Genomic DNA, 13,443 nt, shown 5'->3' with positions numbered 1-13,443 from the left:
TATAGCGGTGCTTTAAACAAGACAAAAAGTATGATATGACGATTAAAAAGCTTGTATTCTATGAATAAATTTAAAGCAGATATATGCCTTAACACCGCTATAACAAATTATAATATATAGAAAAAACATGATCATGGCGCAATAATGTTGTGCTTTTAGTGATATTTCTAACACTTTCTAAAATTAGCTGTGGATAAATATTGTATTTTCTCCTATATTACTCGGCCCTTTTTTTTCGAAAACCGTCTCAAGGAGTGTGATTTGTCCGTTAATTGGCAGGACTGTTTGGATGTTCTCAAACATGAGTTAAGTTCAGATAAATTTAATATGTGGTTAAAGCCACTTAAATCTTATTTTGACGGCGACACGCTTCATCTTTACGCTGCAAACCGCTTTGTGCTTTCTTGGGTCAAGGACGAATACTACACGCTTATCTCAAAATGTTTAGATCAGCTTTATGGAAAGGACGCACCCTCACTGGAGCTCAAAGAAGGTGTGCCGCCATCAGCGGCTTCAGTTAGCAGTGCGCATCAGTCTAATGCACCTTCTATGCAGATGCAGGCGGGAGCGGTAAGTACTCATCGTGAAACTGCGGTCGAAACAAGTCCTTCAAGAGAGCCAAATATATTTTTAGATAAAATGCATCGAAACACGCAAAGTAATGAAGCGGCGCTTTCTGCATCAAACCTTTCTGTCAAATCAAACGAACAAAACGAAAAAAATACCCCAATAAACACTTCGCAGGCAGATATTTCAAAAGTTCCTTTACCTAAACTTCATAATCATAAAAGTAATGTCAAACCCGAATATACCTTTGAAAATTTTGTTGAAGGTAAATCCAACCAGCTGGCTCGCGCTGCTGCTGTGCAGGTTGCACAAAATCCTGGTCATTCCTACAATCCTTTGTTTTTATATGGCGGCACAGGATTGGGTAAAACGCACCTGATACATGCCGTTGGGAACGGTATTGTAGCTAACAAGCCTGATGCAAAAATTGTTTACATGCATTCTGAACGCTTTGTGCAGGACATGGTTAAAGCACTTCAAAATAATGCGATAGAGGAATTTAAACGTTTTTACCGTTCGGTAGATGCATTACTTATTGATGATATTCAGTTTTTTGCTAAAAAAGAACGCTCACAGGAAGAATTCTTTCATACCTTTAATGCTTTACTGGAAGGTAATCAACAAATCATACTTACCTCAGACCGCTATCCAAAAGAAATTGACGGCGTTGAAGACAGGCTCAAGTCGCGTTTTGGTTGGGGTTTAACTGTTGTGATAGAGCCGCCAGAGCTGGAAACACGTGTCGCTATTTTAATGAGAAAGGCAAACGAAAATAAAATTGATCTGCCTGATGAAGTTGCCTTTTTTATAGCCAAACGTTTGCGAAGCAATGTAAGAGAATTAGAGGGTGCGCTTAATCGCGTTATTGCAAACGCTAATTTTACGGGCAGACCTATTACTATTGATTTTGTACGTGATGCCTTAAGAGATTTACTTGCCTTGCAAGATAAGTTAGTTACTATTGATAACATAATAAAAACCGTTGCTGATTATTATAAAATCAAAGTTTCAGATATACTGTCTAAGAAGCGAACAAGAAGCCTAGCAAGGCCGCGTCAGATAGCAATGGCGTTGTCAAAAGAGCTGACGAATCAAAGTTTGCCTGAGATAGGAAATGCCTTTGGTGGAAAGGATCACACCACAGTGCTGCATGCTGTTAGAAAAGTAAATGAATTACGGGCTGAGAATCACGATATTAAGGATGATTATAAAAACTTGATTCGCACCTTATCTTCATAAGACAATCGTGTTACGCAATAATTGAGAATAAGAAATGAATTTTACGATTAGCCGAGAAAGTTTTTTACAACCTTTGCAATTAGTGTCTGGAGCCGTTGAACGACGACACACTTTGCCTATCTTGGCAAACGTGTTGCTTAAGGTTGAGCAAGAATCCCTCTGGATGACCGGTACCGATTTGGAAGTCGAGCTAATCGCAAACGTGCCATTAGGCGGTGCAAGCCATAGTGACGGGCAAATTACGGTTCCTGCCAAAAAGTTACTTGATATCGTGCGCGGCCTGCCAGAGGACGTCAGTATCGTATTTGAAGTGTCGGAAAATAAAGCGGTTTTGAAGTCTGGTCGAGCACGCTACTCTTTATCTACACTTTCAGCTGACGACTACCCAAATTTAGAAGACTGGGAAGGTGAGAGTGAATTCGAAATTTCTCAGCATGCTTTAAAGCATCTTATTGATTCTGTTCAGTTTTCTATGGCTCAACAGGACGTGCGTTATTATTTAAACGGTATGAGTTTGGAAACCAGTGAAAATGAAATCCGTACGGTAGCTACGGATGGACACAGGCTCGCAATGTCGGTGCACCCATATGATAATGGAAGTTTACCTGTTAAGCAGGTGATTATACCGCGTAAAGGTGTAATGGAAATTGCGCGATTAATTGATGATTCTGATGCCAACATTAAAGTGCAATTAGGCAGCAATCATATTCGCATATTTTCAAAGTCTTTTATTTTCACCAGTAAGTTAGTAGACGGTCGCTTTCCTGATTATAATCGTGTTGTTCCTAAAAATACCGACAAGGGACTAGTGGTTGCGCGAGAGTTGATCAAAAGTGCGTTTTCACGCGCAATGATTCTGACGAATGAAAAATTTAAAGGCGTAAGACTTAATCTAGAGCAATCAGAACTTAAAATTACAGCAACGAATCCAGAGCAGGAGCAGGCCGAAGAAATTATAGATGTTGATTATGATGGAGAGTCTTTGGAAATTGGATTCAACGTTGCTTATTTAATTGACGCACTAAATGCGATAGATACACAATCGGTAATCTTCAAGTTATCGGATTCAAACGCCAGTGCACTCGTGCACGGCATGAAAAAGGAAGGGGATAAGCTCGTAGACGAAGATAGTTCGCAGTATGTCATTATGCCCATGAGACTGTAGCCGCCCTGAAATTTCATATAGCTCGAAACGTCCATGCATATTGACCAGTTGCGGATTCAACATTTTCGTAATTTTGATGAAGTTGAACTCAAACCCTCTGCCTCATTTAATTTAATTCATGGCTTAAATGGGGCAGGTAAATCCTCTCTTCTAGAAGCGCTTCATTTACTTGGTTTTGGACGCTCTTTCAGAACCAATAAACCCAACAGCATTATTCAAGATTCTCAGCGCAGCGCAACAAGCTTTTGCCGATACAATGTAGATGGCCAGATCCAAAGTATTGGCGCATCAAGACATAAAGAGGACGGCCTGACATTTAGCGTTGATGGTAGAAAGTCACGAAAGATATCTGAAATGGCACGTCTTCTACCCATGCAAATCTTTACTCCTCAAAGCAGTGACTTAATTATTGGTCCGCCTTTGCTTCGTCGACGATTTATTGATTGGCTTTTGTTCCACGTGGAACCTAATTTTCATTTACAAAGCGCTCGCTATAATTCAGCTTTACAACAACGCAATGCTTTACTCAAACAATGCTACGGCCAATCTGAAAATAGATTTGCAGATCAAGACGTATGGCAGACAATCATCGCACAAAGTGGAGAATACATCAGCGAGAGACGACAACACTATTTAAATGCCTTAAATTGCGAATTAAACCGTTTATACGCTGAATTTAAACCTGATGTAGAGATTGAATTAAGGTATAATCGCGGATGGGATTCAAGCGAAAGCTTACATTCCTCTTTGGCTGATAAATTAACAAGAGATCTTAATCGCGGAAGTACATCAGCAGGGCCCCATAAAGCAGAGATTGTTTTTTACCTGAATGGTAAAAATGCTTCTGAATTTTTGTCGAGGGGACAGCTTCGCGTATTAGTATCTTTACTTTTGATAAGTGAAGTGAGGGTCTTGAAAAGCCTGACTGGAAAGAGTTGTATATTTTTGGTCGACGATATTGCAGCAGAGCTGGATGAGCTTACCCGAGAGTTTTTTCTTGATACCGTAGTCAACGAAAGTGCTCAAGTATTTGTTACCGCTATTGATAAAAATCAATTGTCGTTTGCAGAAAAGTATAAAAACAAAAAAGTGTTCCACGTGAAACAAAATCACGTTTATGAGGAGTAAAAATGTCCGAAAATAACTATGACTCGTCCAGTATTAAAGTTCTTAAAGGGCTTGATGCAGTAAGAAAACGCCCAGGTATGTACATTGGCGACACGGATGATGGCACAGGCCTTCATCACATGGTATTTGAGGTGGTTGATAATTCAATCGACGAAGCCTTAGCTGGACACTGTAACGACATTATCATCAAAATTCATTCTGACAACTCTGTATCGGTAAGTGATGATGGTCGAGGAATTCCTACGGAGTTGCATCCAGAAGAGGGTGTTTCTGCTGCAGAGGTCATAATGACGGTGCTTCATGCCGGAGGTAAATTCGACGATAACTCTTATAAAGTGTCTGGTGGATTACATGGCGTAGGGGTTTCAGTTGTAAACGCACTATCTAAAAAACTAACGCTTTCTATTAAACGTGGTGGTAAGGTTTACGAGCAAGAATATGACATGGGTGTTCCTGTTGCACCACTCGCCGAAGTAGGTGAATCGAACAGCACAGGCACCAAAATTCGATTTTGGCCAAGTGAACAAACCTTTACCAATATTGAATTTCACTATGATATTTTGGCGAAACGCATACGTGAATTATCATTTCTAAATTCTGGCGTGTCTATTCGTTTAGAAGATGAACGCGACGGACGGAAAGACCATTTCCATTACGAAGGTGGTATACAAGCGTTCGTTCAATATTTGAATAAAAATAAGAATTCGATTCATCCCACTCCTTTTTACTTTACCGCAGAGCGCGAAGAAGACGGCATATCTGTCGAAGTAAGCATGCAGTGGAATGATGGTTTCCAGGAAAATATTTTCTGTTTTACAAATAATATTCCGCAGCGTGATGGGGGAACGCATTTAGCCGGTTTTCGAGGCGCACTCACACGAACCTTGAATAACTATATGGAAAAAGAAGGCTATTTAAAGAAACATAAAGCAACGAATGCGAGCGGGGACGATGCAAGGGAAGGATTGACTGCAATTATCTCAGTAAAAGTACCAGACCCTAAATTCTCGTCACAAACAAAAGACAAATTGGTTTCATCAGAAGTGAAATCTGCTGTTGAAAGTGCAATGGGCGAAAAGCTTTCTGAGTATTTAGAAGAAAATCCGAACGACAGCAAAATCATTGTTAACAAAATTATTGATGCAGCCAGAGCCAGAGAAGCAGCCAGAAAAGCCCGTGAAATGACCCGCCGCAAAGGTGCACTTGATTTAGCGGGTTTGCCGGGTAAGTTGGCAGATTGCCAAGAAAAAGATCCAGCACTTTCTGAATTATATATAGTAGAGGGCGACTCAGCTGGTGGTTCAGCCAAACAGGGGCGCAACCGTAAAAACCAAGCGATATTGCCCCTAAAAGGAAAAATTCTAAACGTTGAGAAAGCGCGTTTTGACAAAATGCTTTCATCTCAAGAAGTGGCGACGCTTATAACAGCGCTTGGCTGTGGTATCGGAAGAGACGAATATAACCCCGACAAATTACGTTATCACAGCATTATCATTATGACAGATGCAGACGTAGACGGCTCTCATATTCGTACCTTGCTGTTGACCTTCTTCTATCGTCAAATGCCAGAGATGATTGAACGCGGTCATATTTTTATTGCTCAACCACCGCTTTATAAAATAAAGAAAGGTAAACAAGAGCAATATTTAAAAGACGAAGCAACTTTGACCGAGCATCTTACAAATATTGCGGTAGATGGAGCAGCGCTATATGTCAGCGATGAAGCTCCATCCATTCAGGGTGTTGCCTTGGAAAACATGGTGCGTCTATATCAGTCAACGTTTTTAATGATTGGGCGTATGCACCGCAGAATGCCAGCGTCTATTTTAAAGCAGTTAGTCTATTCAACAGTGATTGATGAGGCTGCTATAGCAGATAAGAGCAAACTCAATGAAATTGGTGAAGAACTTGTAGGCAAGCTTGGTAGTGCAGAAGATGATGGTCAAAGTTTCTTGTTTGAAGTAAGACTTGATGATGCAGGTAAAAACGAGTTGATTGTGATTATGCGACGACATGGCATAGATTACGAATATCGATTAAATCAGGAATTTGTGTCCTCACCTGAATATCAGAAGATAGCATCACTTAATCAGACGATAAATAATTTGATGGAAGAGGGTGCTTACGTCCAGCGCGGTGAAAAGAAATTGCCAGTTAGTACCTTTGAACAAGCGCTAGACTGGTTAATGGCTGAGGCAAAACGTGGTCAATATATACAGCGTTATAAAGGCTTAGGTGAGATGAATCCCGAGCAGTTGTGGGAAACAACGATGGACCCCGCATCAAGGCGGATGCTGCAGGTAACCATCGAAGATGCTATTGCTGCCGACCAGCTCTTTACCACCCTAATGGGTGACCAAGTGGAGCCGCGCAGAGAGTTCATTGAAACCAACGCGCTTAACGTTGAAAACCTTGACGTTTAAGCACATTACTTAAACAGATTAACCCGCGCTTGATTGATACACAGCGCGGGTTTTTTGTTTATGCGACCAGAGCGTCTATGATTGCTTTATTAAAAGCATCTAAGTCGTCGGGCTTGCGGCTTGTAATTATCTGACCATCTACCACAACTTCCTTATCCTCCCAATGCGCCCCGGCGTTTTTTAGATCCGTTTGGATACTTGGAAAAGAAGTAAGACGCTTGCCAGAAACCTGCGCAGCTTCTGCTAACAGCCATGGGCCGTGACAGATCGCTGCAACGGGTCGCTGACGATCATCGTCAAAAAAGGCGCTGACAAATTTAATGGCTTTTTCATTTTGACGGAGGGTATCAGGATTAATTAATCCGCCAGGCAATACGAGCGCATCGTAGTCATCTGAATTTGCATTATCCAAGGTTTTACTTACTTTAAATTCATCGCCCCAGTTATCGCCACTCCAACCTTTAATTTTTCCGCTTTCTACTGACACGATATGAACTGATGCGCCTGCTTTCTCAAGTGCATCTTTTGGCGAGGATAATTCGCTTTGCTCAAAACCGTCTGTTGCCAAAATTGCAACTGATTTACCTGCTAAGTTATTCATTGACTCTCCTTACATGTTTTATGAATGGACATATACTTAGCGATAACCATGCCACTTACATTACATTTAATAAAAGCTAAGTGTCTGTTTTATAATTATTTTATTTTCAAATAAAAAGGCCACTAAGTAAAATTTGCAAACGTACCAGGCAGAGTAAGCAAAATATTCAAATAGAAATAACTTACAAACATTTTAATTTGGCTATATGCTTTTGATGCGTTTTAGACACGTAAACAACAAGAGAGTGAACAGATGAATAAGCGGAAAAGACTAAAGTCCTTGCAAACGAGCTGTTTGATTAAAGTTGCTGCGGCAACAAGTTTGCTAATCGCAAGCTATGCTACAAGCTATGCCAACGCAAATTGTCTACAAGAGGACGCTATAAGAGCCGTAGACGCAAAGTATGAGAAAGCCTTGCTTGAAAACGACTACGCTTATCTGACAAACTTGCTCCATCCAAATTTTGTTTGGGTGCATAATCATGCCAGCTATATTGAAGAGTCGAGAGAAGCCCTTTTAGCACCCATGCGACAGCGTGTTGCTGAGGGTAGACCGTCGCACAGTGTTGCTCGAACGCAAGAAGGAGTAGCAGTGCTGATTGTGGAAAATACGGCTGTCCTTCGAGGTTTTACGTCGGTTGAAAGACACGACACTCAAACGAATGATTCAGGTGAAAAACTTAAGGATGTGTATCATTTTATGCGCACATACATTTTGTATGACGATAAATGCACCCTGTTAGCAAATCAAACGATGGCTATACCTATACCAAGAGGGAACGAGCAGTAAAGCGCTTTAGAAAATTACGCGGCGCTTTGCTTTTCTTCTTTTGGTTTGAGGATCAGACTGATGATCTTCCAACCGGCTTTGGGCTTGAGCTTTTCGTTACCTGAAAATACGCCCACTTTGCCATCGCCAATATAAAGCAGCGGTACCAGTTCATTCTCGTATTGTTTCAAATAGTCATCGTACGTAAATGCGTCTGTTATTGCGGTTGTTTTTATTTTGGCGCCACGCTTCATTGCGCCTGCAAGATAGCTGTAGGTAACGTGGCTATCAAAAAGCGATAACTTTTTGGCATAGCGTTCAGACACTTGATGACTCGTCATACCCTCAGTCTCCTTGCTACTCAAACCAAGGATAGTCGCTTCTTTCCCGAGTTCGTGCTCAAAATGCATCATCACTAGCGGGTTAAGTTGGCGATAGGGCGACAAAACAAGGACTGAACCCATCGCGGTGAGATCGAGATGTCTTTGCGCATGTTCTGACATAGGGTTGCCAAAATACGTCTTGGTATTGGCCATTCGAGCTTCTTTGACGGTATCCCAGTTAGTATCGGCAAGAATAACAGGGATCTCGTTATTTTGAAGTTCAATGGCAAGTTCGCGGGCAAACTGACTGCCGCCAAATAAAAAGATACCGTTTGGCTCAGGAGAGCGCAATCCAAGCCATTGTGCCACTTTCGCCGCCGTGAGCGATTGGATAACTACAGTAGCAATTATGATGATAAACACCATGGGTACAAGCACTTCAGCCTGCGGATAGCCATCAGCTTCCAATTTAAGCGCAAATAACGCGCTTACTGCAGCAGCCACTATCCCTCTGGGCGCAATCCAGCTCAACAAGAGCTTTTCTTTTATGTTAAGCGGCGTACCGATTGCAGATATAAAAACCGAAGCTGGCCTTGCAATAAATAATACCACCAATACTACGATGAATGCGCCTGAGCCTACTGCCTGAACGGCGCCAAAATCCATTCTGGTCGCTAACAAAATAAACAAACCTGAAATCAACAGCACACTAAGCGTTTCTTTGAATTCTAAAATATCGCTGACATCGACATTTTTCATATTGGCCAAAATCATCCCGGCAATGGTAACCGTTAAGAGTCCTGATTCGTGAGCCAGCATATTAGAAAATGCAAAAGAAGCCAGAATGACGGTTAGTGTTGCGGTATTTTGTAAATAGTGTGGAATGACATTGTGTCGTAGGGCAAGTCCTAAGAGATATCCAGTAAACGCGCCAATCAAGACGCCCGATAAAACCGTTTGACCAAATGCAAAAAAGGTGTGGGTCACCGCGTCCTGTTGCGTCATGATAAATTCAAATACGAGAACAGCGAATAGCGCACCGACTGGATCGATAATAATGCCTTCCCAACGCAGGATATTGCTAAGCTTACTTGACGGTCTGACTGTGCGTAGCATGGGTACAATAACTGTTGGGCCGGTAACGGTTACGATGGCGCCTAAAAGCGCTGCTAAACCCAAAGGAATGTCTAACAAATAATAAGAAACAGGGGTAACAATTGCCCACGTAACAAACACGCCAACACTGCAAAGATTGCGCACCATTGCTCCATGCCCGCTGATATCTGAGAATTTGAGCGTTAAGGCACCTTCAAACAAAATGATGGCAACTGCAAGCGATACAATGGGAAAAAGCAAGTCACCAAACACCTCATCGGCTGTAAAAAAGCCTAAAGTGGGCCCAACCACAATTCCCACAACCAAGAGAAATAAAATGGCGGGAAGTTTGACTTTATGAGCAATAAACTGACAGCCAATTGAGAGCAGGCCAACGGATACCAACGCAAGGGTAGGATCGATCACATAGACTCCGGTTTTAGCTTTCCACGAGCGTTATTCGAAGCTCTGGGTATTGATTATTCGATGTGTCTAAAGCAAAGCGATAAACACCCGTTTCATTCGGAATAAATTGCAAATTCAGTGAGTCACTAAAACAGTAAAGTTCGATATCTTGCTCTAGTTCCAAGGCTTCATCTAAACTGGGCAAGCCGCAATTATAGGCGGGTGACCATTGAGCGTCTGCCAGCTTAAAATCATAAGGCTGACCATCTGCTATTAACTCAATATCCACCTGATATAAATCGTTTTCCCCATCGACTTTGTTTAGCTTGTAGTCTTCCCTTGCTTCCCACCAGTTGAAAATTCCGCGCAAATACATATCGCTGTAGTCTTTATCTGGCGTTTGAGAAAAGATATCTGATCCTGTTGGAACTGCACAAGCACTTAGTAGTGTCGCAATATAAATCGCAATAATTGTTTTTAAGCGCCTTGTTTTACCACTCATTTAATCAATCCTGATACCTCTTTGTAAGGTATAAATTCAATTAGAAGCCTTTTAGATAACAAAATCTTGCTGCACTATCTGCAATCACTAAGACTGTCTGATGTTCAGCAAAGAAATATCCGCTACCGATAAAAACAATTGTCGCACGCTAGCAATCAGCGCAATTCGATTCTCTTTAATTTCTTTGTCATCAACCATTATCATCACCTTATCAAAAAAAGCGTCGAGAGGCTCTTTTAGAGCGCTTAAGGTTATTAATAACTCACTATAATCTTTGTTTTCCTGCGCATCTATTGCATTTAGCGTAAGAAGATAAGCCTGATTAAGCGCCTTTTCTTCTGCCAGCGCCAAATGCCCTTCTTTGATCACAAAGTTTCCATGCAAAGAAACATCATTCTTATTCAATATATTTGCAACACGTTTGTTAGCTTCAACCAAAGCAGCTGCACTAGGAAGCTGTGTAAAACTTGATACTGCTAAAATGCGTTTATGGATGTCGCTAATACTTATGTCTTTTGAATCTAAGTGAGTCGCTAATACAGCATTGACAATGTCAGCGGAAATGCCACGCTCGTGATAAAAAGGTTTTAACCTGTCCAGAAGAAAGTCTTGTATCTGCTCAGACGTTTTCTGATTCTTTAACAAATTGCCAAATACCTGAACAACTCCATCTATCAGTTCGTTTAACTTAATGTCTAATTCAAAACTGACAAGCATGCGCAAAATTCCAATAGCACTGCGACGCAAGGCAAATGGGTCTTTATCGCCCTTCGGTATCATATTTACACCAAAAATCCCAACAAGCGTATCTAGTTTGTCAGCAAGCGAAAGTAAGATACCCAATTGAGAATCTGGTAAATTGTCACCAGAAAAACGCGGTAAGTATTGCTCTTCAATTGCCAAGGCTACCGCTTCGTCTTCACCATCGTGAAGCGCATAATGACGGCCCATGACCCCTTGTACGCTTGGAAATTCAGACACCATATTTGAAACAAGATCGGCTTTTGCCAAAAAGGCTGCTCGCTTTGCAAGTTGCAGCTGTGCTTGCGTAAGCCCTAGATACTTGCCAATCAGCTGCGTAATTTGAGCAACACGCGCGCTTTTGTCGGCAATTGTCCCTAACGATTTTTGAAACAGAATGTTGCCTAATTTTTCTGCTTTGCTATCTAAGCGCGTCTTTTTGTCGCTTTCAAAGAAAAACTCAGCATCTGAAAGTCGAGGTCTTATTACTTTTTCGTTTCCAGCGATGACTTGTGAGGGGTCCTTACTTTCAATATTGGAAACAAATAAAAAGGTATTGGCTAGCTGACCTTCGTTGTCACCTTTTGTGTGAAGAAGCGGTACATATTTTTGGTCGTCTTTCATGGTATAGATTAACGCTTCTTTAGGTACTTTGAGAAAACGAGTTTCAAAACTGGCCTGAAGAACAACTGGCCATTCTACCAGGGATGAAATTTCTTCGAGTAAAAGGGCATCGTAATCAGGTTTTAGACCAAGCGATGCACCTTGCTCGTCTAATTGCTGTTTGATTACAGCACTACGTTTTTGGTAATCGGCAATCACATATTGCGCTTCAAGCGCTTGCTCATAATTATCCGCGTGCTCAAGTGTAAAGCGGTGATCGCCATGAAAGCGATGGCCCGAAAGCTGGTTGCCTGCCTGAATACCCAGTACTGACGCATCGATCACTTCATCGGCATACATAATGCAAAGTGTGTGCACGGGTCGAATAAATTCATCTTCCGACGTTCCCCAACGCATCGCCTTGGGAATGGGCAGTTGCTTGAGGACGGATTTGATCGCATCTTCAATCAAGTCGTCCAGACGCTGACCTGGCACAAGTTGCTTATAAAGAAGCCACTCTCCTTTGTCTGTTTTGAGCCTTTCAGCATCTTCCACATTGATGCCATTTCCTTTTGCCCACCCAAGGGCAGCTTTGGTTGCTTGACCCTTTTCGTCGAAAGCGGCGCTTAGGGCAGGGCCGCGCTTTTCTACCACTTTATCAGCCTGAATGCGCTGGCACTTTTCCAGGCTTATCGCCAGTCTTCTTGGCGCGCCAAAGGCTTTGTATGAGGCAAACTCGAAGCCCAACTTGCTAAGTGTATCGGCTATCCCGGTTGAAAACGCTTCGGTCAGTTGTTTAAGGGCTTTTGGCGGCAATTCTTCCGTGCCCAATTCAATGAGTAAGGTGTTTAGAGGGGTGTCCATGTTTTTATTCTTCTTCTGTGATAACAGGTACTTTGGCGGTGTCAGTAGTTGAGGATTTAGCTTGCGTGATATCACCACACAGCGGAAATCCTAGCGCTTCTCTTGACTCGTAATACATTTGGGCACACGCTTTGGCAAGTGCTCTTACGCGTAGAATATATCCCTGTCGTTCAGTAACAGAAATGGCATGTCTTGCATCAAGTAAATTGAAGGCATGCGACGCCTTCATTACCTGCTCATAGGCCGGTAAGGGTAGGCGATTTTCGATAAGGTGCTGACTGGCTTTCTCGCATTCATCAAAGGTAGTAAACAAAAACTCAACGTTAGCGTGTTCAAAGTTATAAGCAGACTGTTCTTTTTCGTTTTGTAAAAATACATCACCGTAAGTCACCGTGCCAAAGGGGCCTTGCGTCCAGATTAGGTCGTAAATACTGTCTACGCCTTGCATATACATGGCAAGTCTTTCCAATCCGTAAGTAATTTCGCCGGTGACCGGTTTGCACTCTAAACCGCCCACTTGCTGAAAATAGGTAAATTGAGTCACTTCCATGCCATTAAGCCATACTTCCCATCCTAAACCCCAGGCACCAAGCGTAGGTGACTCCCAGTTATCTTCTACAAAACGAATATCGTGCACTAAAGGGTCGAAACCAAGGGCTTTTAATGAGCCTAAATATAATTCCTGAATATTATCTGGAGAAGGTTTAAGCATGACCTGAAATTGATAATAATGCTGCAAGCGGTTTGGATTTTCACCATAGCGGCCATCGGTTGGACGTCGACAAGGCTGAACATACGCACTACTCATGGGCTCAGGACCTAATGAGCGAAGAAAGGTCATAGGATGGAAAGTTCCGGCGCCTACTTCCATATCTAATGGCTGAATAATGACACAACCTTGTTGTGCCCAATAATCCTGGAGCGCCAAGATTAAGCCTTGGAATGTGTTCAAATCATATTTCTGCATGTTCGACCGCTGTAGATAATTTAAAAGACAACAAACCAGGCTGTTATCTCTT

The 13,443-nt window shown here is 42.1% G+C and carries 10 protein-coding genes; 5 read left to right on the top strand and 5 right to left on the bottom strand.

Going from position 1 to position 13,443, the window contains the following annotated elements:
- Positions 1-261: 261 nt before the first annotated feature.
- Genes dnaA through gyrB form a run of 4 tightly spaced genes read left to right on the top strand, consistent with a single transcriptional unit; the run spans position 262 to position 6,522 of the window.
- Positions 262-1,806 carry a chromosomal replication initiator protein DnaA gene (gene dnaA, locus D6V41_RS06480; protein ID WP_136250694.1) on the top strand — a complete coding sequence of 515 codons (1,545 nt, stop codon included), beginning with the start codon at positions 262-264 and terminating at the stop codon, positions 1,804-1,806.
- Positions 1,807-1,840: 34 nt separating this feature from the next.
- Complete coding sequence (gene dnaN, locus D6V41_RS06475) at positions 1,841-2,971, top strand: DNA polymerase III subunit beta (RefSeq protein WP_136250693.1); 1,131 nt, start codon at positions 1,841-1,843, stop codon at positions 2,969-2,971.
- A 33-nt stretch (positions 2,972-3,004) separates the two neighbouring features.
- Complete coding sequence (gene recF / locus D6V41_RS06470) at positions 3,005-4,099, top strand: DNA replication/repair protein RecF (RefSeq protein WP_136250692.1); 1,095 nt, start codon at positions 3,005-3,007, stop codon at positions 4,097-4,099.
- A 2-nt stretch (positions 4,100-4,101) separates the two neighbouring features.
- Positions 4,102-6,522 carry a DNA topoisomerase (ATP-hydrolyzing) subunit B gene (gene gyrB / locus D6V41_RS06465; protein WP_136250691.1) on the top strand — a complete coding sequence of 807 codons (2,421 nt, stop codon included), beginning with the start codon at positions 4,102-4,104 and terminating at the stop codon, positions 6,520-6,522.
- Between the two features lie 58 nt (positions 6,523-6,580).
- On the opposite strand, the gene D6V41_RS06460 is transcribed toward gyrB, so the two are convergent.
- Positions 6,581-7,123, bottom strand: a complete 543-nt coding sequence (locus D6V41_RS06460) for a type 1 glutamine amidotransferase domain-containing protein (RefSeq protein WP_136250690.1) — start codon at positions 7,121-7,123, stop codon at positions 6,581-6,583.
- 252 nt (positions 7,124-7,375) lie between these two features.
- Here D6V41_RS06460 and D6V41_RS06455 point away from each other — a divergent pair, with 252 nt between their 5' ends.
- Entirely contained in the window at positions 7,376-7,912 is a 537-nt protein-coding gene (locus D6V41_RS06455) for a nuclear transport factor 2 family protein (protein WP_136250689.1), read from the top strand.
- A gap of 14 nt (positions 7,913-7,926) precedes the next feature.
- Here the strand turns inward: D6V41_RS06455 and D6V41_RS06450 are convergent, their stop codons facing one another.
- The 4 genes from D6V41_RS06450 to glyQ all read right to left on the bottom strand — a co-directional run bounded on the left by D6V41_RS06450 (position 7,927) and on the right by glyQ (position 13,391).
- Positions 7,927-9,735: a cation:proton antiporter gene (locus D6V41_RS06450; RefSeq protein ID WP_136250688.1), complete on the bottom strand. Its 1,809-nt coding sequence runs from the start codon at positions 9,733-9,735 to the stop codon at positions 7,927-7,929.
- Positions 9,736-9,748: 13 nt separating this feature from the next.
- Positions 9,749-10,216: an early set domain-containing protein gene (locus tag D6V41_RS06445; RefSeq protein ID WP_136250687.1), complete on the bottom strand. Its 468-nt coding sequence runs from the start codon at positions 10,214-10,216 to the stop codon at positions 9,749-9,751.
- 87 nt (positions 10,217-10,303) lie between these two features.
- Positions 10,304-12,424, bottom strand: coding sequence for a glycine--tRNA ligase subunit beta (gene glyS, locus D6V41_RS06440; RefSeq protein WP_136250686.1), 2,121 nt, complete (start codon positions 12,422-12,424; stop codon positions 10,304-10,306).
- A gap of 4 nt (positions 12,425-12,428) precedes the next feature.
- A complete protein-coding gene (gene glyQ / locus D6V41_RS06435) occupies positions 12,429-13,391 on the bottom strand; it encodes a glycine--tRNA ligase subunit alpha (protein WP_136250685.1) in 963 nt (320 codons plus the stop codon).
- Positions 13,392-13,443: the final 52 nt, after the last annotated feature.

Origin of the sequence: Ningiella ruwaisensis, from assembly GCF_004798935.1 — a bacterium.
In the GTDB taxonomy this organism is placed as follows: domain Bacteria; phylum Pseudomonadota; class Gammaproteobacteria; order Enterobacterales; family Alteromonadaceae; genus Glaciecola; species Glaciecola ruwaisensis.
This window is presented reverse-complemented; position numbering and strand designations above follow the sequence as displayed.